The organism is Lacrimispora xylanolytica, from assembly GCF_026723765.1.
In the GTDB taxonomy this organism is placed as follows: Bacteria; Bacillota; Clostridia; order Lachnospirales; family Lachnospiraceae; genus Lacrimispora; species Lacrimispora xylanolytica.
This window is the reverse complement of the sequence record NZ_CP113524.1, coordinates 3,518,578-3,539,596: the sequence shown is the minus strand read 5'-3', so window position 1 is coordinate 3,539,596 and position 21,019 is coordinate 3,518,578. Positions and strand designations below refer to the sequence as shown.

At 44.6% G+C, this 21,019-nt stretch carries 22 protein-coding genes; 15 read left to right on the top strand and 7 right to left on the bottom strand.

What is annotated here, in order from left to right; all coding sequences use genetic code 11:
• The first annotated feature begins 82 nt into the window (after positions 1-82).
• Complete coding sequence (locus OW255_RS16560; protein WP_268114693.1) at positions 83-994, top strand: helix-turn-helix domain-containing protein; 912 nt, start codon at positions 83-85, stop codon at positions 992-994.
• An 84-nt stretch (positions 995-1,078) separates the two neighbouring features.
• Positions 1,079-1,411: a phage holin family protein gene (locus OW255_RS16555; protein ID WP_268114692.1), complete on the top strand. Its 333-nt coding sequence runs from the start codon at positions 1,079-1,081 to the stop codon at positions 1,409-1,411.
• A gap of 116 nt (positions 1,412-1,527) precedes the next feature.
• Here OW255_RS16555 and asrC read toward each other — a convergent pair whose 3' ends face one another.
• The 6 genes from asrC to OW255_RS16525 form a co-directional block, all read right to left on the bottom strand.
• Complete coding sequence (gene asrC / locus OW255_RS16550) at positions 1,528-2,490, bottom strand: sulfite reductase subunit C (RefSeq protein ID WP_024838759.1); 963 nt, start codon at positions 2,488-2,490, stop codon at positions 1,528-1,530.
• A 15-nt stretch (positions 2,491-2,505) separates the two neighbouring features.
• Entirely contained in the window at positions 2,506-3,300 is a 795-nt protein-coding gene (gene asrB, locus OW255_RS16545) for an anaerobic sulfite reductase subunit AsrB (protein WP_024838758.1), read from the bottom strand.
• Entirely contained in the window at positions 3,290-4,309 is a 1,020-nt protein-coding gene (gene asrA, locus OW255_RS16540; protein WP_268114690.1) for an anaerobic sulfite reductase subunit AsrA, read from the bottom strand. The genes asrB and asrA overlap by 11 nt, the downstream gene beginning before the upstream one ends.
• A 1-nt stretch (position 4,310) precedes the next feature.
• Positions 4,311-5,078, bottom strand: a complete 768-nt coding sequence (locus OW255_RS16535) for a formate/nitrite transporter family protein (protein ID WP_024838756.1) — start codon at positions 5,076-5,078, stop codon at positions 4,311-4,313.
• 83 nt (positions 5,079-5,161) lie between these two features.
• Positions 5,162-5,848, bottom strand: a complete 687-nt coding sequence (locus OW255_RS16530; protein WP_268114689.1) for a Crp/Fnr family transcriptional regulator — start codon at positions 5,846-5,848, stop codon at positions 5,162-5,164.
• A gap of 49 nt (positions 5,849-5,897) precedes the next feature.
• Positions 5,898-7,445: a putative polysaccharide biosynthesis protein gene (locus tag OW255_RS16525; RefSeq protein ID WP_024838754.1), complete on the bottom strand. Its 1,548-nt coding sequence runs from the start codon at positions 7,443-7,445 to the stop codon at positions 5,898-5,900.
• A gap of 168 nt (positions 7,446-7,613) precedes the next feature.
• Between OW255_RS16525 and nifS the strand changes: the two genes are divergently transcribed.
• The 6 genes from nifS (at position 7,614) to OW255_RS16495 (ending at position 13,123) form a co-directional block, all read left to right on the top strand.
• The gene (gene nifS, locus OW255_RS16520) at positions 7,614-8,798 is read left to right on the top strand and encodes a cysteine desulfurase NifS (RefSeq protein ID WP_024838753.1); all 1,185 of its coding nucleotides are present in this window, start codon (positions 7,614-7,616) and stop codon (positions 8,796-8,798) included.
• 62 nt (positions 8,799-8,860) lie between these two features.
• Positions 8,861-9,298 (top strand): Fe-S cluster assembly scaffold protein NifU, encoded by a 438-nt coding sequence (gene nifU / locus OW255_RS16515; protein ID WP_024838752.1) that lies wholly within the window; start codon positions 8,861-8,863, stop codon positions 9,296-9,298.
• A gap of 49 nt (positions 9,299-9,347) precedes the next feature.
• Positions 9,348-10,427: a tRNA 2-thiouridine(34) synthase MnmA gene (gene mnmA / locus OW255_RS16510; RefSeq protein ID WP_024838751.1), complete on the top strand. Its 1,080-nt coding sequence runs from the start codon at positions 9,348-9,350 to the stop codon at positions 10,425-10,427.
• The gene (locus tag OW255_RS16505) at positions 10,424-11,542 is read left to right on the top strand and encodes an N-acetylmuramoyl-L-alanine amidase (protein WP_268114688.1); all 1,119 of its coding nucleotides are present in this window, start codon (positions 10,424-10,426) and stop codon (positions 11,540-11,542) included. Before mnmA ends, OW255_RS16505 begins: the two co-directional genes overlap by 4 nt.
• A gap of 178 nt (positions 11,543-11,720) precedes the next feature.
• The gene (locus OW255_RS16500; RefSeq protein WP_268114686.1) at positions 11,721-12,608 is read left to right on the top strand and encodes a patatin-like phospholipase family protein; all 888 of its coding nucleotides are present in this window, start codon (positions 11,721-11,723) and stop codon (positions 12,606-12,608) included.
• 41 nt (positions 12,609-12,649) lie between these two features.
• Positions 12,650-13,123 carry a GNAT family N-acetyltransferase gene (locus OW255_RS16495; RefSeq protein ID WP_268114685.1) on the top strand — a complete coding sequence of 158 codons (474 nt, stop codon included), beginning with the start codon at positions 12,650-12,652 and terminating at the stop codon, positions 13,121-13,123.
• A gap of 84 nt (positions 13,124-13,207) precedes the next feature.
• Here OW255_RS16495 and OW255_RS16490 read toward each other — a convergent pair whose 3' ends face one another.
• On the bottom strand, positions 13,208-14,431 hold the full coding sequence (locus OW255_RS16490) for an argininosuccinate synthase (protein WP_268114684.1): 1,224 nt from the start codon (positions 14,429-14,431) through the stop codon (positions 13,208-13,210).
• A gap of 223 nt (positions 14,432-14,654) precedes the next feature.
• Here OW255_RS16490 and argC point away from each other — a divergent pair, with 223 nt between their 5' ends.
• The 7 genes from argC (at position 14,655) to OW255_RS16455 (ending at position 20,950) form a co-directional block, all read left to right on the top strand.
• The gene (gene argC / locus OW255_RS16485) at positions 14,655-15,695 is read left to right on the top strand and encodes an N-acetyl-gamma-glutamyl-phosphate reductase (protein ID WP_268114683.1); all 1,041 of its coding nucleotides are present in this window, start codon (positions 14,655-14,657) and stop codon (positions 15,693-15,695) included.
• Positions 15,696-15,727: 32 nt separating this feature from the next.
• Positions 15,728-16,174 (top strand): GNAT family N-acetyltransferase, encoded by a 447-nt coding sequence (locus tag OW255_RS16480; protein WP_268116625.1) that lies wholly within the window; start codon positions 15,728-15,730, stop codon positions 16,172-16,174.
• 10 nt (positions 16,175-16,184) lie between these two features.
• A complete protein-coding gene (locus OW255_RS16475; RefSeq protein ID WP_268114682.1) occupies positions 16,185-16,559 on the top strand; it encodes an ACT domain-containing protein in 375 nt (124 codons plus the stop codon).
• A 17-nt stretch (positions 16,560-16,576) separates the two neighbouring features.
• Positions 16,577-17,800: a bifunctional glutamate N-acetyltransferase/amino-acid acetyltransferase ArgJ gene (gene argJ, locus OW255_RS16470; protein ID WP_268114681.1), complete on the top strand. Its 1,224-nt coding sequence runs from the start codon at positions 16,577-16,579 to the stop codon at positions 17,798-17,800.
• 25 nt (positions 17,801-17,825) lie between these two features.
• The gene (gene argB, locus OW255_RS16465; RefSeq protein WP_024838743.1) at positions 17,826-18,722 is read left to right on the top strand and encodes an acetylglutamate kinase; all 897 of its coding nucleotides are present in this window, start codon (positions 17,826-17,828) and stop codon (positions 18,720-18,722) included.
• Entirely contained in the window at positions 18,712-19,911 is a 1,200-nt protein-coding gene (locus OW255_RS16460; RefSeq protein ID WP_331485663.1) for an aspartate aminotransferase family protein, read from the top strand. Before argB ends, OW255_RS16460 begins: the two co-directional genes overlap by 11 nt.
• A 154-nt stretch (positions 19,912-20,065) precedes the next feature.
• Positions 20,066-20,950, top strand: a complete 885-nt coding sequence (locus tag OW255_RS16455) for an HD domain-containing protein (protein ID WP_268114680.1) — start codon at positions 20,066-20,068, stop codon at positions 20,948-20,950.
• The last annotated feature ends 69 nt before the right edge of the window (positions 20,951-21,019 follow it).

Genomic DNA, 21,019 nt, shown 5'->3' with positions numbered 1-21,019 from the left:
GGGTATAAAATATAGAATGAAATCGTCGATATCCTATGATTATATCTTCGTTTTTATCTATAACGGAAAGGGGGGGAGGAGCGTGGCATTATCAGTTTGTGACGTTACCATAGATAGAACCAGAAAAGAGCTTAAAAGGCATGGGCTTGTTATGTTTCCCATAGCCTGCTATGAAGACGATTTATCATTAACTACGGTGCCATGGCATTGGCACGATGAGTTTGAATTTATTATGATAACAGAAGGAATTGCTCCCATCCAGGTAGAAGAAACAACCATTCAGCTCATGGAGGGAGATGCCATATTTATCAATTCTGGTGTCCTCCACAATATTGATAATAGCAAAGTGATAGAAGCCAGATACCGCTCCCTGGTGTTTCATGCCAGACTGATAGGCGGCAGTATTGACAGCATATTTTGGCAAAAGCTCATTACTCCCATAATACAGGATAAATCCTTTCGGTATCTGCGCTTGGACCATTCCATGTCCTGGCAGGCAGATGTAATTAACAATATGGCAGCAGCATGGGAGGCAGTGGTGGATGAGCTGGATGATTATGAAAACCTTACTCGCTATCATTTGTCAAAAGCATTTCGGCTTCTAAATAGCAATCGGCAGGTGCAAGGGGTTAAAACCAGTCACCGAGAACGATTATCTGCTGAAAGGACCAAGGTCATGATACAGTACATGGAAGAACATTATGCAGAGGAACTTTCTCTGGATGACATTGCTGACAGTGCTTACGTCAGCAAAAGTGTTTGCCTGCGCTGTTTTCGCCAGGTAATTGGAACCACACCCATTCGCTACCTGGTTCAGTACCGCATTGAAAAGGCAGCGGAACGGTTAACAGAAACCGATGAAAAGGCCAATGAAATTGCCATAAGCTGTGGATTTTCAGATATTAGCTATTTCTCAAAGTGCTTTCGTGAATGGAAAGGGCTATCTCCATTGGAATATAGAAAATCATTTATAATGAAACAGGGACCAGCATAATCATCATATAATTCTCTTAAGGCTATTGACTGGCGACAGGACACTACGTAACATAATGGAAACATGTTGATTGGAGGTATGACAATGAAACTGTTCGTAAAATATATATCCATTGTATTAGCAATCTATCTACTGTCATTGGTATTAAACACCATTTATATAGGAAGCTTTGGATCGCTTCTGATTATGGGGATGGTGCTATTGCTGGTAAACCTTATTCTAAAGCCGATTTTGATGCTCATAACATTACCTGTCAATCTGCTCACCCTGGGCTTGTTTAGCTTTGTAGTCAATGCCTGGACGATTATGATTGCAGATTATTTTGTTGAGAATATAAGCATGGGTGGTTTTATGAACTCACTCCTTGCCGCTTTCATCATAGCAATCTTAAATAATCTGCTTAAGGATAAGGATTAGAGGTAAGCCATCAGGCTGATTACCAGATTTCTCGTGAGGAATAAAAAGGACTTGAATCGTGAGATGGATTCAAGTCCTTTTTCTATCATCACAGCTTTACAGGCGCAGCATAGAAACTAGTATTTGACACCTTTCCAGTAAAGCGGCTTATAAACATCGGCCTCCTCTGGCAGGGAAACATCCTTCATGGCCCAGTGGTAGAATTCTTCAAAGCCGGTCCGGTCCACGATATAGCCAATGTGTTCCTTTCCGCCAGGAGCGGTGAGATCAATGTATTTTGCTACATAGTCATAGGTGTTTAAAATGATTTTAAGAATGCTGTCTTCGTCCGCCCATTTTATGAAATCCTCACCGAGACGGGGATTTTTCTTACCAGTCCGCCCAAGGAGGGTAAGACGGTAAAACTTCTCCCGGCTTCTGGTCCAGGCGCGGGTAGGACAGGCAAGGACACATTCTCCACAGCCGATACAGGACTCATGATTGCGCACGACCTTACAGTTTACGGATGAAAGAGCGCCGGTTGACTTTCTCTTGCACGCTTTGACACAAGCCCCGCAGTTGACGCACCGGTCTGCATCGTAGTGTGGGAGTGTCATTCCCATGATTCCAAAGTCGTGCATTCGCACCTTGGCACAGTCATTGGGGCAGCCGGTCAAGGCCACCTTAAAATGAAGATTGTTAGGGAAAATAGCCTTTTCGATTCTTTTTGCAAAGTTAGTTGTGTTATAGCAGGCATAGGGACATACGTTATTGCCGATGCAGGCGGTGATATTTCTGGTGCCGGCAGCGCTGTAGCCCTGTCCTTTTTCTGCCTGGTTGATGTCCAGTTCTTCAATAATAGGCTGTAAAAGGGCATTGACCTTTGGGATATCGGCAAATGGAATGCCAGGAATCTCAAAGCCCTGTCTGGAGGTGATTTGTACGGTACCATTTCCGTAGGTTTCTGCAATGTTCTGTATCATAGACAGTAATTTTGCATCTAAGTAGCCGCCGGGAACCCGGATTCGGGAAGCAGTCAGTCCCCTGTGCTTGGTGATTCGAAATGCATTTTTTTTCAGTTCCTTTGTGTTTATATCCATAAGACGTTCCCCTTTCTAGTCCAAGAGTTTGCGGCCTTTGGTAAATGGAAAGACAGGTCCGTCCAGGCACACATAGGTGTCATCAATTTTACAGTGTCCGCATTTGCCGATTCCGCAACACATTTTCCGCTCATGGGAGATCCAGATATTCTCTTCTTTGAGCCCAATATCCAAAAGTCCCTGAGTGGTAAAGCGCATCATGGCAGGAGGTCCTACTACGATTGCAGTAGTCTCTTCCTTATTCTTAAGCTTTAAGCCTGGAATGTACTGAGTGACCAGTCCGATCTGGCAGGCAGTGTCATCATCGGCACAGTCAACGGTCAGTATGACCTCCATGGCCTGTTTCCATTTGCCGAAATCCTCTAAAAAGAGAATATCCTTTGGCGTTTTAAATCCAGCCACCAGTGTCATTCCATTGGTTTCCTCGATATGATCGGAAAAATAATCCACCACGCCCTTCACAGGAGAAAGTCCGGTACCTCCCGCAATCACAAGCAGTTCCTTTCCCCGGTAGTTTTCTACGTCGAATCCATTGCCGTAAGGACCTCTTAAAAACAGACTGTCTCCTTCGTACCGCTCAAAGATTTCTCCAGTTACCTTTCCTACCCGGCGAATGGTTAAGTCCACAGAATCCTTACGGACGCCGCTGACGGAAATGGGGGCTTCCCCAAACTTCGGAATGGAGACCTCAAAGAACTGACCCGGTTTTACGTCTCCCTCATAGGCCATGCGGAAGGTATATTCGATATCCGTATGCTTAATGACCTCTTTGATCCGGGATGGAAAGGGAAGATATTCATTATGCTTCATGTTCGTTTACCTCCTTCATACCATTTTCAAGCTGATTGATGCAGTGGGAAAAGGAGATATACTCCGGACAGACATCGTCGCACCGTCCGCAGCCAACACACATATGGATCCCATTCCGTTTCTTATAATCATAAACCTTGTGAAGCACCTTAAAACGCATGCGCTGTCCGTTATTCTTACGGTAGCTGCCGCCTCCGGCCACATCGGTAAAGCCGTCGGTCATACAGGAGGCCCAGACTCTGCGGCGTTCTCCTGCCTTGCCATTATCCGTATAGAAAATATCCTGCATGGTAAAACAGGTACAGGTAGGACACACGAAGTTACACCGTCCGCAGCCAATGCAGCGGCTGTCGTATTGATTCCACATGGTTGATTTCATAATGTCTAAGGAGAGATTGTCTGGGATATTGACCCGGGTCTCAGTCTCAGTCACATAGTTAGGAATGACATCCCTCTCTTCCAGACATCTGGAAGCAAACACCTCATCCCAATCGGGATTTTTGTTATCAATGCGGACACCTTCTTCGGAAAGATCCAGGGAAGCATGATAATCCTCCGTACGGTTTGTTTCCATATCCACGCAAAAGCAGCTTTCATAGGACTCTTCACAGCCCATCAGGATAAATTTCACCCGATCACGAAGCCTCTTATAATAAGGATCCTCCCCACCGTTATGTAGATACATGGTATCCAGACGCTTTACTGCGTGAAGGTCACAGCTTCGAAGAAAGACGATGGCCTGTTTTTCAGGAGCAGCCGGTTCCATGACGGAATCCTCTGTGAAATAGAATAAGGTTTCAGAGATGGGGAGAAGAATTTCCTTAAAGGAAAAGTCTGACTTTCTGTCAAAGACAATCTCTTCTATGGACTGTATCTCACCGTAGTGAATGGAGTCCGTATCAGAACATGCCCCGCCATCGGGGATCAGCTTCGGTGCATAGATGACGTAATCCTTTTTCCAGTGAAGAAGCACCTCATCGATTTCCTTCAGACCTAAAATGTAACCCATGCTAAACCTCCTTCTTTCTGGAAATCAAATAGTATGGAATTGCAGTAAACAGGATTCCTCCTGCCATATTTCCCAGAGTCACTACGATGATGTTGTAAAAATAACCAGAGAGTGATACTGCCGCTTCCCCTGGATTTAAGATACCTACGGAGAGTAAGGTCATATTGGCAATGCTGTGCTCATAGCCGCTGGTAATAAAAGCAAAGAGACACCAAAATACCATGATCAGCTTTCCGCTCTCTGATTTGCAGCGGAAGCTGCACCAGATGGCAAGACAGACTAATACATTACAAAGCACCCCTCTTAAAAAGAGAGGAACCAGAGGGATTGCCATCTTTGCTGCGGCTGCGTTTGCCATGAATTCTCCCACAGGACCCTTTGTCAGCCCGGCTCCCCAGAAAATAAGTGCAAGAAGAAAGGAACCAGCCCAGTTTCCGAGAAAACAGATGACCCATACTTTAACTGTATCTGAAAACTTAACCGTACCATGAAAAACCCCGCCTAACATGACTAAATTATTACCGGTAAAGAGTTCGGCACCAGCCATGATAACAAGGCTAAGGGCAATACCAAAGGACATTCCCATAATAATCTTTACATAGGGCTGACCAGAAATCATACCTCCCGCAGAGTTAATCAGCAGTATTCCAAACCCCACATAAATACCTGCCAGCATAGATGCAATCCAGTAACCAACCGGGTTGCTTTTAAAGAACTTTGATTTCATTTCTGCTGCTTTTGCTAACGCTGAATATTCCTCCTGAAACATAAATTACCTCCTTTGTTTATTTTTTATCAATCTTCCTGTAATGACAGTATAATCAATAAATAAAAAAATCACCGTGATTTATATCACGGTGACTTGAAAAAAACAGAGAGGGCCTCCCTGTCAGGAATGACAATTTTTCCATTCTGAGATCGGATAAGACCTTGTTCAGTGAGATGCTTTAGATGACGGGACACGGTTTCCCGTCTTGAGCCCAGCATATCCGCCAGATAGGTAACGCTTAGCTCCATATTAATTAAAGTTCCGTCAGGCTCTGAAACGCCATAATCCTTAGACAGTCTCCAAAGCTTAGCAGCTACCCGCTTTTCCCCGTGGAGGGAATTGGACGTATTTTTTAACTGGCGGTACAGACGGCGGTTTTTTAAGGCCAGAGAATCGAACATGGCTTTTGTCAGGGAAAAGTCCTGGCGCATGATTGCCAGAAAATCCATTTTATGAAAGCATAATACCAGGGAAGATTCAAAGGCCTCGCAGTTAATGGAAGCCGGCATGTTCTGTAAGACCTCCTCATTGACCACATCGCCCTTGCCAAGAAGAAATACAGTTTTTCTTTCCCCCTGGGAATTGATTTTATAAAGGGATACAAATCCGGTAACTACCATATAAAGAGTCTGGTTCATTTCCTTATCCCAAAAGAGATGAGTTCCCTTTGGAATGCGGCGCAGACTTCCGCAGGCTTCCAGCGCAGCGTTTGATTTTTCCGATATCATTTGAAACAATTCAATTTGGGAACATGCTTCTTTCACATCCATGGAATCGACTCACTCCTTTTTTATCATTATATCAATAAGGAGTTTGAAGTCAAGTCTCGGTCTCATCCTTTTTCATAACGTGAGCACCTAAGAGTAACCCTAAATAGAAGATACATAAGGCCATGATATGTAGGACTGTTTTAAGAAACAGGGGGAGGCCGTCAAAGGGATCTGTAAAGGAAATGGCGGCATAATAAATTCCAATGGCCAGTATCATGAGAGCCGATGGCTTTACAATCATATCCCAGGCGTTCCAGACAAAATCCATTTTTTTCTTTAAGGTGAGAACATGCATGAGAGCCAATAAGATTTCGCTTACCAAAGCCCCCACCAGATAGGCCAGGATTCCAAACCTTGGAATGCCAATAAGGACAAAGAGGAGTCGAACCACCATGGAAATCACGTTCTGGACAAAGGTGACGGAGGTTCTTCCAAGACCATTTAAAATACTTCCCATTGTAGTGACCAGGTATAAAAAGGGGCATAGCCAGGCAAGGATTGTCATATAGCTTCCCGCCGTATTGTCTTTGAACACGCTGACACCAAGGTCATCCCCAAACATGGTAAATATGCCAATGCAAAGGATACCCACATACAGGCAGTAGCGCAGTGACATGGAGATGGCTGATCCGATTCTCCGTTCATTTCCCTCTGACTGGGCTTCTGCAACCGTTGGAAGCAGGAGAACAGCAAGGGAATTAAATACCGTAGAAGGGAACAAAATAAAGGGCAGAGCCATTCCGGTCAGCACACCATAAACGGATAGAGCAGCAGAGTCAGAAAGACCTGACATCTGGAGTCTGCTGGGAATTAAGATTGCCTCCGCACTTGCCAGGATATTTAAAATAAGGCGGTTTCCCATAAGAGGGAGGGCAAACTGCATAAGCTCTGGGGCGGTATCCCGAAAGCCAGAGTGTATGGGAGCAGCGTCTGATGCCATTTTAGGCGGAAAGAACCGGTAGGCAGTAATGGTATAAAGGGAAGATGCCACTTCTCCAATTAAGTGGCCCAGTACAGCAAGCTGAACGGTGATTGTCATCCCGGATTTTATCATAATATCAGCAATCAGGAACACGGCCCCAATCCGGACGGATTGTTCCATGATCTGTGCGAAGGCCGGAACCTGAGGTCTTTGCATACCATAATAGTAACCATTGATGCATGCGTGAATGGCGGCACAGGGAACGGACACAGCCACAAAGATTAAAAGAGGGGCGCATCTGGGTTCCATAAGGATGTTATTTGCTATGATATCCTTAAACTGAATGATACCATATGCTAAAACCACGGAAATTCCCACAGAAATCACAAGGCCGGTGCGGAAAATAGACCGTCCTTTTCTGGCATTTGCGGCTACGGACTGGGATATGGCGGTCTGAATCGAGCCTGCGCATAAGGCAAAGCAGATGCCAAAGACCGGGTGAATTAAATTAAAGACTCCAAGACCCTCAGCACCGATGGTTCTGGAGAGAAAGATGCGGTAAAAAAAGCCCAGCACTCTGGTAATCAGTCCGGCAGAAGTAAGGAGAATCGTGCCGGTCAAAAGTGCATATTTTGTTGGAGAGAGTTTTCGTGGGATCTTTAAAGATTCATTCATGAAATCTCCTGGAAATGAGAATTATTATAATATATGGAAGGCATTCTTTCTTCATGACATATTCATAATGAGAATCATTCCTATTGAAATTCTAGGAAATGTGTGTATAATAGAATTTGTAGATGAAGCTTTTAACTTTAGAACTACAGAAAGGCGGAACTAACAACTATGAAGCAGTTGATTTATCTTGACAATGCAGCAACGACGAAAACACGACCAGAGGTCGTGGAGACTATGCTGCCTTATTTTACGGAATTTTATGGAAATCCATCTTCCGTATATGAGTTTTCCGGGATCTCAAAAAAGGCCATTACAGGAGCCAGAGAGACCATTGCAAACGCCCTGGGTGCAAAATCCAATGAGATTTATTTTACCGCAGGCGGCTCGGAGGCTGATAACTGGGCACTGATTGCTACGGCAGAAGCCTACGAAACAAAAGGAAAACACATCATTACCAGCAAGATTGAACATCATGCGGTGCTTCACACCTGTGAGTATTTAGAAAAACGGGGCTTTGAAGTTACTTATTTAGATGTAGATGAGAACGGTGTGATAAAACTGGAGGAATTAAAAAAAGCCATTCGTCCGGATACCATTCTCATTACCATTATGTTTGCCAATAACGAAATTGGTACCATAGAACCAATCAAAGAAATTGGACAGATTGCAAAGGAACGCGGAGTTCTCTTCCATACGGATGCAGTCCAGGCTTTCGGTCATGTGCCGATTAATGTAGATGAATACAATATCGATATGCTCAGTGCCAGCGGTCATAAAATCAACGGACCAAAGGGCATTGGCTTTCTATATATAAGAACCGGAATCAAATCCCGTTCCTTTGTACACGGAGGCGGTCAGGAAAGAAAGCGCCGTGCAGGAACTGAGAATGTTCCAGGAATCGTTGGCTTTGGAAAAGCGGTTGAGCTTGCCATTTCAGAGATGGATGAAAGAATCCAGAAAGAAACCGATCTCCGGGAATATTTAATGAATCGCGTCATGGATGAGATTCCGTATACCAGGATTAATGGTCATAGAAAGAACAGACTTTCCAATAATGTTAATTTTGCATTCCAGTTCATTGAGGGAGAATCTCTTCTCATCATGCTGGATATGAAGGGCATCTGCGGCTCCAGCGGTTCCGCCTGTACTTCCGGGTCTTTAGATCCATCCCATGTACTTTTAGCCATTGGGCTGCCTCATGAGATCGCTCATGGATCCCTTCGCCTTACCCTGGATCAGGTTAATACCAGAGAAGAGATGGATTATGTAGTGGAGTCCATGAAAGAGATTGTAGATAAGCTTCGCAGCATGTCACCTCTTTATGAAGATTATATGAGACATCAGGCCAAATAAAACATTCAATCGACAGACGATCACAATTGGGAATCATTACCTGGAAATGGAGAATATAGAATATGTATACTGAAAAAGTAATGGATCATTTTGAGCATCCAAGAAATGTTGGAGAAATAGAGAACGCAAGCGGTATGGGTACCGTAGGAAATGCAAAGTGCGGAGATATCATGAGAATGTACCTGGACATTGATGAGAATCAGGTCATTCAGGATGTAAAATTTAAAACCTTTGGCTGCGGTGCAGCTGTTGCTACCAGCAGTATGGCAACCGAGCTTGTAAAGGGAAAGACAGTACAGGAGGCCATGGAGATTACCAACCAGGCCGTTTGTGAGGCACTCGACGGACTTCCTCCAGTAAAGGTACACTGTTCTTTATTGGCAGAGGAAGCAATTCATGCCGCGTTATGGGATTATGCAAATAAGAACGGGATTAAAATTGACGGCCTTAAGAAACCAAAGTCTGATATTGGTGAAGAAGAGGTTGAAGAAGAATATTAAGAAGCCTTCTATACCCAGAAGCGTGGGCGGAAAGTGGAAGCGTGAAGCTATGAGTAAAGCGAAAGTAGTAGTTGGAATGTCAGGAGGCGTGGATTCCTCAGTCGCCGCCTGGCTTTTAAAAGAGCAGGGTTACGACGTGATCGGAGTCACCATGCAGATATGGCAGGATGAGGATAATAATACCCAGGAAGAAAACGGAGGCTGCTGCGGACTCAGTGCAGTAGACGATGCCAGACGTGTTGCCTGGGATCTTTCTATTCCTTATTATGTCATGAATTTCAAAGAGGAATTTAAATCAAGTGTTATTGATTATTTTGTAGAGGAATACCAAAAGGGAAGAACGCCCAATCCCTGCATCGCCTGTAACCGGTATGTGAAATGGGAATCTCTCTTAAAACGGAGTCTGGATATTGGTGCCGATTACATTGCAACCGGCCACTACGCCCAGATAGACAAGCTGCCAAACGGACGGTTTGCCTTAAAAAAGTCAGTCACTGCTGCGAAGGACCAGACCTATGCCCTTTATAATCTGACCCAGGAGCAGCTTTCCCGTACCTTAATGCCGGTAGGCGCTTATTCCAAGGACCAGATCAGAGAGATAGCCACTCAGATCAGCCTGCGGGTCGCTCATAAGCCGGACAGCCAGGAGATCTGCTTTATTCCGGATAATGATTATGCAGGCTTTATTGAAGAGAATGCAGGAGAAAAAGCACCGGAAGGTAACTTTGTAGATTTAGACGGCAAGGTCATCGGGCGTCATAAAGGCATTACCCATTATACGGTGGGCCAGAGAAAAGGTCTTAACTTATCCATGGGATATCCTGTCTTTGTGGTGGAGATCCGCCCGGAAACCAATGAAGTAGTCATTGGAAAGGGAGAAGATGTATTTTCAGATACCCTTCGTGCCGGTACCCTTAACTGGATGTCAGTGGACGGGCTTCATGGGGAAGAGATGAAGGTTACTGCCAAGATCCGTTACAGCCACAAGGGTGCTTCCTGTACCATAAAGGAAGTGGAAGATGGAATCGTAGAGTGCCGCTTTGAGGAACCTCAGCGTGCAATCACACCTGGACAGGCAGTGGTATTTTATGATGGGGACTATGTAGTAGGAGGAGGAACCATACTGTGAGAAATCTAAGAAAAAGTAAGGTCTGGTTACTCCTTTTTATGCTTCTTCTTTGTGCATCAGTCCTTATGGGCTGTCAGAAAAAGTACCAGGCCCTGGATGCCCCTTCGGTGGAAGAAGCCCAGGGTGGTCTGCCTGAGGGAGATAAGGAATCAGCTCCTGTTTCCATAGAAGACAGTTCAGGAAAAGCGGAATCAAGCTCCAATGAGGCATCGGTCACAAAGGAAACGGCTCCTGCATTTCAGGGAGAAGATGAAACCGTATACGTGACTGCCACATCAGTAAATGTAAGAAAGTCTCCTTCTTCCAGTGGTGAGATTCTTACAAAGCTTAACAAAGGCACTTCCTTAAAGCGGACCGGCTATAGCAGCTCCTGGAGCCGCGTGGTGCTTGATGGAAAGATCAGCTATGTCTCTTCCCAGTACTTGTCAAAGGACAAGCCAAAGGAAGAGGAACCAAGCAAAGCGTCTACAGTTTCCTCAAAGGGAGCAGGTAAGATCATAGCCATTGATGCAGGTCATCAGGCTAAGGGAAATTCTGAGAAGGAACCAGTTGCCCCAGGCTCTTCCCAGATGAAGGCGAAGGTGGCATCAGGAGCAACCGGTGTTAAGACCGGAATCCCCGAATATAAGCTTACCCTTGCCGTATCCTTAAAGCTGAAAAAAGAGCTGACGGACAGAGGCTATCAGGTGTATATGATCCGTGAGTCCGATGATGTGAATATCAGCAATGCAGAGAGAGCCGAGATGGCAAACAAAAGCGGTGCCGATATCTTTATCCGTGTTCATGCCAATTCTTTAAATGACAGCAGTGTTCATGGTGTTTTAACTATGAGCCAGACATCGAAAAATCCATACAACGGCAATCTATACGATAAGAGCCATGCTCTTTCTAAGACAGTCGTTGATGGAATTGCAGCACAGACAGGATTTAAGAACAAGGGAATTCAGGAGACTGATTCCATGAGCGGCATCAACTGGTGTAAGATTCCGGTGACCATTGTAGAGATGGGATTTTTAAGCAATCCAGAGGAAGACCAGAAGATGGCTTCGGAAGAATACCGGGATAAGATCGCCAAGGGAATTGCAGACGGTGTCGATGCTTATTATGCCAAATAATCCATTGGGTTAGTCAAATCCATTGAAATAAAGAAATGAAGAACAGTTTTTAAGAAGCGATCCCAGGGGTTTGGGATGCCTTAAAATCTGTTCTTCTTTGTATCCTGAGGACAGGTATATATTTCTCCTCCAGGGCATAAATTTTTCTGAAACCTAGCTGAAACGCGAGGAGAGAAGAATGGCAGATTACGGACTGGCGCTGGCAGGGGGCGGTACCAGAGGGGCTGCCCATGTGGGTGTTTTAACAGCCTTGGAGGAGAATGGACTTCTACCGGATTATATCGCAGGAGCCAGCGCTGGAAGCATAGTGGCAGGGCTTTACGCAGCAGGTATGGACATTGGGGAAATGAGGGAGACGGTGCGTTGGTTAGCCAAGCACGGAAAAAGCCTGATTGACCCTGACGTTCTTGGGATTGCGTTATTTCTTCCCCAGATTATATTGGGAAAGCAGACTTCCCTTAGAGGTCTCATTAAGGGAAACCGATTACAAAATTTTCTTTGTGATCTTACCAACAATTTAGGAATACAGGGGAAATGCAGAGGAATTTTGATTCCGGCTGTGGATATTAACAGCGGAGATACCATTGTATTCACCAATTTATTTCAGGAACAGATTCCTCTCTCGGCCTTAAAACTGGAACATGTAAAATGGGAGAGAAGCGGTACCTTGTGTGAGGTGATGATGGCAAGTTCTTCTGTTCCCGCCATCTTCCGCCCAAGACCTATTAAGAATTTTCTGCTGGTAGATGGGGGAGTGACGAACAATCTTCCGGTAGACTTATTAATTGCCTCCGGAGTCCCCAGAGTGTTAGGCGTGGATATTGGAGAAAAGTATGAGAAGCCTCATGACGATTCCATTATAGAGATCGCTTATCATTCCTTCTCCGTGATGAGCCGGGATTTAAAGGACTGCGGAAGCGGAGGCGAGGTCATGCTCTTAAAGCCGCCTTTACCAAAGGAAGCAGGACTTCTTACCTTTGACTGCATGGAGGAGTGCATGGAAAATGGTTATATTTATACAAAACAGATGATTCCCCGCATTAAGAAAGCGCTGGAGAAGCAGTGAATATAAGGCATTAAATAAATTACATTCAGGAGGAAAATGAAATGGAGATTACTTTTCGATATGCTGACAGACAGGACTTAGGATTGATTCTCGAATATATTAAGGAACTGGCTGAATACGAAAAGCTACAGGATGAAGTAGTAGCAACGGAGGAAATTTTAGAAGAGTGGATATTTAACCAGAAAAAAGCAGAGGTTATTCTGGCTCAGGCTGACGGAAAGGAAGCAGGCTTTATCCTGTTCTTCCATAACTTCTCCACCTTCCTTGGAAGAGCCGGCATCTATCTGGAAGACCTTTTTGTGAGATCAGAATACCGGGGAGCGGGAGTAGGAAAAGCGCTTCTTAAAAAACTGGCATCCATAACCGTAGAGCGTGGCTGTGGAAGACTGGAGTGGTCATGTCTTGACTGGAATCAGAAAAGCATAGACTTTTACCGTTCCATGGGAGCGGTTTCTATGGATGAGTGGACTGTTTACCGGGTTACCGGGGATTCCTTAAAGCAATTAGGAGAATAAAAAGAGGGTGCTGCAAAATGAAACGTTGATTCTTTCCGTTTTGCAGTACCCTTTTTTAGTTTCTTTTATTCCTTTTATTTCTTCTTAATTCTTCTTCTCAGCTTCCTGCATCTTCATAGCACGAACCTTTAACGGAAGGCCGAACAGTGTGATGAATCCGTCAGCGTCATGGTGATCATAAAGATCTCCAGTGGTAAAGGAAGCAAGGGATTCACTGTATAAGGAATAAGGAGAGGTAGTTCCAGCCTTAATAATATTTCCTTTATAAAGCTTGAATTTCACTTCGCCAGTCACATACTCCTGAGTGGAAGTTACGAACGCCTGAATGGCTTCGCGAAGAGGAGTAAACCATTTTCCTTCGTAAACGATCTGAGCAAATTTATTTCCCATATCCTTTTTCACTTCCATAGTAGCACGGTCTAACACAAGCTCCTCCAACTGCTGATGAGCCTCTAATAAGATGGTGCCGCCTGGAGTTTCATAAACACCTCTTGATTTCATTCCAACTACACGGTTTTCAACGATGTCGATGATACCGATTCCATGCTTTCCGCCCAGCTCATTTAAGGTGGTGATAATATCAGAAACCTTCATCTTTTTCCCGTTAACGCTTACTGGAACTCCCTTTTCAAAGGTCATGGTTACATACTCGCCTTCATTTGGTGCCTGCTCTGGGGAAACGCCAAGTACTAAAAGATGGTCATAATTAGGTTCATTGGCTGGATCCTCAAGCTCTAAGCCCTCGTGGCTGATGTGCCATAAGTTACGGTCACGGCTGTAGCTGCTGTCTGCGGAGAAGGGAAGGTCGATTCCATGCTGCTTGCAGTACTCGATTTCATCTTCTCTGGACTGCATGGTCCATACATCAGTCATACGCCATGGAGCAATGATCTTTAAATCTGGTGCAAGCGCCTTGATGCCAAGCTCAAAACGAATCTGGTCATTTCCTTTTCCGGTAGCTCCGTGGCAAATAGCAGTGGCTCCTTCTTTTCTTGCAATTTCTACCAGTCTTTTTGCAATGGCAGGACGTGCCATGGAAGTGCCTAACAGGTATTTATTCTCGTATACGGCATTTGCCTGGACACAGGGAATAATGTAATTGTCGCTGAAATCATCAACGAGATCTTCAATATATAATTTAGAAGCGCCGGATAATTTGGCTCTCTCTTCCAGACCGTCTAATTCATTTCCCTGGCCGCAGTCGATGCAGCAGCAAACAACATCGTAATCAAAATGCTCCTTTAACCAAGGGATAATTGCTGTGGTATCCAGTCCTCCGGAATAAGCTAAAATAACTTTTTCTTTCATTCTATGTTCCTCCTCTGCCTTAAATGGTTTTTTATTAATTGAACTTTCATAAATATACACCAAAACTGGGTATAATGCAAGCATAAAATATAAAAATTAAAAAGAACTTGCATAATATACAAAACAGATGTATAATTATGAACTAATAAATCCACAGGCATGAAACGTGATTTTCATGCAAAGAATGATAGGTATAAGATAAGTACAAAAAGGAGAGATGGATATGATAAAAGCAGGTATCATTGGCTCGACCGGATATGCAGGAGGAGAGCTTGCAAGACTTTTGCTCCAGAGAGATGATGTGGAAATTATATGGTACGGTTCCAAAAGCTATGTAGATCAGAAATATGCTTCTGTATATCAAAACATGTTTGGAATCGTAGAAGGCAGCTGTCTGGATGATAATATAGAAGCTTTGGCAGAACAAGCAGATGTAATCTTTACGGCAACACCTCAGGGTTACCTGGCATCTCTGCTGAATGACACTATTCTATCAAAGACAAAGGTTATTGATTTAAGTGCAGATTACCGGATCAAGGACGTTGCAGTATACGAAGAATGGTATAAAATGGTTCACAAAACGCCTCATTATATTAAGGAAGCAGTTTATGGACTCCCTGAGATTAACCGGGAAAAAATTAAGGAAGCAAGGCTGATCGCCAATCCAGGCTGTTATCCTACCTGTTCGATTCTAAGTATTTATCCTCTGGTAAAGGAAGGCCTTATAGACCCGGCCAGCATCATTATTGATGCAAAATCAGGAACCTCCGGCGCTGGCAGAGGAGCTAAGGTAGATAATCTTTACTGTGAAGTCAACGAAAACATCAAGGCTTATGGCGTAGGAACTCACAGACATACACCGGAAATAGAAGAACAGCTTTCCTACGGAGCCGGAAATCCGGTTACCATCAGCTTTACTCCTCATCTTGTACCAATGAATCGGGGAATCCTGGTGACTGCATATGGAACTCTTACAAAAAAGGTTTCCAATGAGGAAATCAAAGAAATCTACCATAAATATTATGAGAAGGAATATTTTGTCCGGGTATTAAACGGTGACATTACGCCTCAGACGAAATGGGTGGAAGGCAGCAACTTCGTAGATGTGAATGCGGTGGTGGATGAGAGAACCAACCGGGTCATCATGATGGGAGCCATGGATAATCTGGTTAAGGGAGCCGCAGGACAGGCGGTTCAAAATATGAACCTTCTCTTTGGACTTCCGGAACAAAAGGGGCTTAAGCTGATTCCCATGTTTCCGTAAAAGAGTAAATTGATTTTAGTAAGGAGCAGATGATGATCATTCGAACCATGACACCTGGGGATTACGATAAGGTTTACGAGCTTTGGACCGGAATCAAAGGATTTGCACTTCGCAGTTTCGATGATTCCAGGGAGGGCGTGGACCGCTTTTTAAGAAGAAATCCAGAGACCAGTGTAATTGCAGAGGAAGACGGCAGAATTATCGGTACCATTTTAAGCGGCCACGATGGAAGACAGGCAAGCTTTTACCACGTATGTGTAGCTAGTGATTACAGAGGCAGGGGCGTGGGACATAAGATGGTTTCGGAAGCTGTTTTGAGACTGAAAAAAGAAGGAATCAATAAGGTTAGTTTGATTGCGTTCTGCTCCAACGAAGTGGGAAATAAGTTCTGGCAGGATTTAGGCTTTACTCTGCGAGAAGACGTTAATTCCTATGATTATATATTAAATGAAGGAAATAAATCCATGGTAAATCCATAGGAGGAGTAAGATGGAATTAAAACAGATCAAAGGAGATTATACCGTTTGCAGGATCTCCGAACTTTCAGAGCTGACTCAGGAAATCCAGGCTTCCCAGTTTTGGTTCTTTGGAAAGACCGATGAAGAACTTTCCCTGGTGTGTGAAACCGCTTTGGTTCCCAAGGAGTCCATCGAGCGCGAAGATGGTTTTCGGGCGTTTCGTATCGAGGGGACTTTGGATTTTTCTCTGACTGGCATACTATCCAGGCTGTCCGCTGTTTTGGCAGACCATGGAATCGGAATTTTTGCAGTCTCGACCTTTCAAACGGATTACATATTGGTGAAAAAAGAAAATTATAAAAAGGCAATGGAAAAACTCATACAAGCAGGATATACATTTCCATAGATCAGGGAGGACATTATATGAAAGAAATTATCGGCGGAGTAACAGCAGCAAAGGGATTTAAAGCATCCTGCACGGCAGCGGGAATCAAATATAAAGACAGAAAAGATATGGCAATGATCTACAGCGAAGTTCCCTGTAAAGCAGCAGGAACCTATACCACCAACATCGTAAAAGCAGCACCAGTCAAATGGGATAAGGAAATGGTGGACCATTCCAAATTCATTCAGGCCATTGTAGTGAACGCAGGAATCGCCAATGCCTGTACCGGTCAGGAGGGTTACTCCTACTGTCAGGAGACCGCAAAGGAAGCAGCAGAGTGTCTCTCCATTCCGGCAGACGCCGTATTGGTGGCTTCCACCGGAGTCATTGGCATGCAGCTTCCCATGGACCGGATACGGGCAGGAATTAAAGCCATGGCTCCGGCTTTATCCCCAGCCATAGAGAGCGGAACCGATGCAGCCACAGCTATCATGACCACAGATACCGTGAAAAAGGAAGTGGCTGTGCAGATAGAGCTTGGAGGAAAAACCGTTACCATCGGAGGCATGTGCAAAGGCTCTGGCATGATCCATCCGGATATGTGTACCATGTTAAGCTTCATTACCACAGATGCCGCCATTTCAAAGGAGCTTCTGGTAGAAGCCTTACGGGAAGACATTAAAGACACGTATAACATGATTTCCGTAGATGGAGATACGTCCACCAATGATACCGTACTGCTCCTTGCCAACGGCCTGGCAGAGAATCCGGAAATCACAGAAAAAAATGAGGATTATCACACCTTTATAAAGGCACTCCACGAAGTCAATGAGACACTGGCAAAGAAGATGGCAGGAGACGGAGAGGGCTGTACAGCCCTGTTTGAGGTAAAGATTATCGGCGCAGAAACAAAGGAGCAGGCCAAAACACTTTCAAAGTCTGTCATTACCTCAAGCCTGACAAAGGCAGCCATCTTCGGCCACGATGCCAACTGGGGCAGAATCCTTTGTGCCATGGGCTATTCCGGGGCACAGTTTGATCCGGAAAAGGTAGATTTATATTTTGAAAGCGCAGCTGGAAAGCTTAAAATCATAGAAGACGGCGTGGCTCTTCCCTACAGCGAAGAAGAAGCCACCAAGATATTATCAGAGCCGGAAGTGACGGCCACCGCAGACATTAAAATGGGAGAGGCGACCGCCACAGCCTGGGGCTGTGATTTGACCTTTGACTATGTAAAAATCAACGCAGATTACCGTTCGTAACTGGAAATAAGGGAGGAAAAACATTATGGATTTAGATCAAAGCATCATGCAGAAGGCAGAAGTACTCATTGAGGCCCTACCTTATATCCAGAGATTCAACAAAAAGATCATTGTAGTGAAATACGGCGGAAGCGCTATGGTGGATGAGGAGCTGAAACGACAGGTCATTCAGGACGTGGTTTTATTAAGACTTGTTGGCTTTAAGCCCATTATCGTTCATGGAGGCGGAAAGGAAATCAGCCGCTGGGTGGAGATGGCTGGCATGGAGCCTCAGTTTGTGGGAGGACTTCGGGTAACCGATGAGCCTACCATGGAGATTGCGGAAATGGTTCTTAACCGGGTGAATAAAAGTCTGGTGCAGCTAGTCAATGAGCTTGGAATCAAGGCGGTAGGAATCAGCGGAAAAGACGGAATGATGTTAAAATGCAAAAAGCGCTTTTCTAATGGGGAGGACATCGGCTTTGTAGGAGACATTACCGAGGTGGACCCACAGATTATCTATGATTTGTTGGAAAAGGATTTTCTACCTATCATCTGCCCTGTTGGTTTTGACGAGGACTTTAAGACATACAACATCAATGCCGATGACGCAGCCTGCGCCATTGCCACAGCCGTGAAAGCAGAGAAACTGGCTTTTTTGACGGACGTGGAGGGGGTCTACCGGGATTTTAAAGATAAAGACTCTCTCATCTCCGAAATGTCCATTGAAGAAGCGGAGGATTTTGTCGGCAGCGGAACCCTTGGGGGTGGAATGCTCCCAAAGCTTCAAAACTGTATTGATGCCATGAAGGAGGGAGTATCCAGGGTACATATTATGGACGGACGTATCCCACACTGCCTGCTTCTTGAGATATTCACTAATAAAGGAATCGGAACTGCAATTATCAGTCCGGGAGAGGAGCGTTTTTATCATGCTGAGTAAACAGGAGTATATTGATCAGTCAGAAGAGCATATTTATAAGACCTATAACCGTTTTCCCGTGGTATTTGACCATGGAGAGGGTGTTCATCTTTACGATACCGATGGAACCGAGTATCTTGACTTTACCGCTGGAATTGCAGTTATGGGTCTTGGTTACCATGATAAGGAATACGACAATGCCTTAAAGTCTCAGGTGGATAAGCTGATTCACACCTCCAATCTGTTTTATAACGTACCGGTAGTAGAGGCGGGAGAACGGCTTTTAAAGGTTTCCCAGATGGATAAGGTGTTTTTCACCAACAGTGGAACAGAAGCCATTGAAGGGGCGTTAAAGATCGCCAGAAGATATGCCTATAATAAGGATAACAGCCATGATCATGAGATCATTGCCATGAACCACTCCTTCCATGGAAGAAGCCTTGGAGCTCTTTCCGTGACCGGAAATAATAAATATCAGGAGCCATTTAGGCCCCTTATTCCAGGAATCAAGTTTGCAGATTTCAATGACTTAGAAAGCGTAAAGACACTGGTCAATGATAAAACATGTGCCATAATCATGGAAACGATTCAGGGAGAAGGAGGAATCTATCCTGCTACAGAAGAATTTCTAAAAGGCGTGAGAGCCCTTTGTGATGAATACGATATGCTTCTTATTTTGGATGAGATTCAGTGCGGCATGGGGCGGACAGGAGATATGTTTGCCTGGCAGAAATACGGCGTTAAACCTGATGTGATGACAGCTGCAAAGGCTCTTGGAAACGGTGTGCCAATCGGTGCCTTTTTAGCATCAGGAAAGGCCGCTACAGCCATGGCACCAGGAGATCATGGAACCACCTACGGCGGCAATCCCTTTGTGACAGCTGCGGCAGCAAAGGTTCTTGAAATCTTTGAGAACAGAGATATTGTGAACCACGTCAATGAGGTGGGAGATTATCTTTGGGAAAAGGTGGAGGAGCTTGTAAAAAAGTATCCGGTGATAACCGGACACCGGGGAGTGGGCTTAATCCAGGGACTGGAGTTTTCTGTGCCAGTGGCTCCAGTAGCGGAAAAGGCAATCCTGGAAGAAAAGCTTATTATCATCAGCGCAGGTACGAATGTAATCCGTCTGGTTCCGCCTCTTGTCATTGAGAAGGAACATGTAGATGATATGGTCGTGAAGCTGGAAGCGGTTTTAAAAACATTGAAATAATCAGTTTTTACCAATCATTCTAATCATTTTATTGATTCTAAATATTCTTGAAGTTCTAAAAATTCTAAAAAAGGCAAATTTGGAGCAGCAAGCCTCTTTTCATTCTGCTATAATCAGGTTACCACGTGGGAAACCAACAACAGGAGGCAGCGGAATGAAAAGAGGAGAATGGGCCTTGTCATGTACCCTCTATATGGAAGAGCATTTAAAAGAGAATCTGACTGTGGAAGCTTTAAGCGCATGGGCAGGCTATTCCCCCTGGTATTTTTCCAGATGTTTTAAGGAAAAGGTGGGAGCGTCTCCCATGGAATATCTAAAGCAGAGACGTCTTTTTGCGGCAGCCGGAGAAATATCCAGAGGCCGGAAAATCTTAGATGTGGCTCTCGATTATGGCTGGGATACCCATGGCGGCTTTGCCAAAGCCTTTATCAGCCAGTTCGGCTATTCTCCCGCGCTGTTAAGAGCGTTTCATCTCCGTGACCAATCATGGAAAGGAGACACCATGGGATTATCTTTAAAAAATACAGAAAACTTAAAGGAACCGGAAGAACTTTATAAAGAGCTTTTAAATACTCTAAATGAAAATGGTACAGAATATGAACCGGAAAAATTGAGAAACCTATATGAAAAGGCATTTCATTTCCATCAGGGACAAAAGCGGTATTCTGGAGAGGAATACATTACCCATCCCTTAAAGGTAGCCATACTCTTAGCAGACATGGGAGCAGACTTTATGACGGTAGGCGCTGGACTTCTTCATGATGCAGGAAAATGGGAGGAAGAAGGAATCATCAAAGAGATACTCTATGCCTACGAAGAGTTTCAAAAAACAGGCATATGTACCGATGACCGTGGTGCTTTGATTGCATTGGCGGACCGTCTTCACAATATGCGGACCATAGAATTTGTAGATCCGGCCACCTTTAAGAAACGGGCAGAAGAGACAGTGAGAATCTTTTCGCCCCTTGCGGCAAAGTATGGAGATATCAGGCTCAGATCAGAGCTTGACGATCTTTCCTTTCCACACCTTTCAAGTTAACCTTGTGTTTTTCCAGAAAGCCTTATATAATGTTAAATAAAATTTTCAGTCTGAAAGGCGGTATAGACA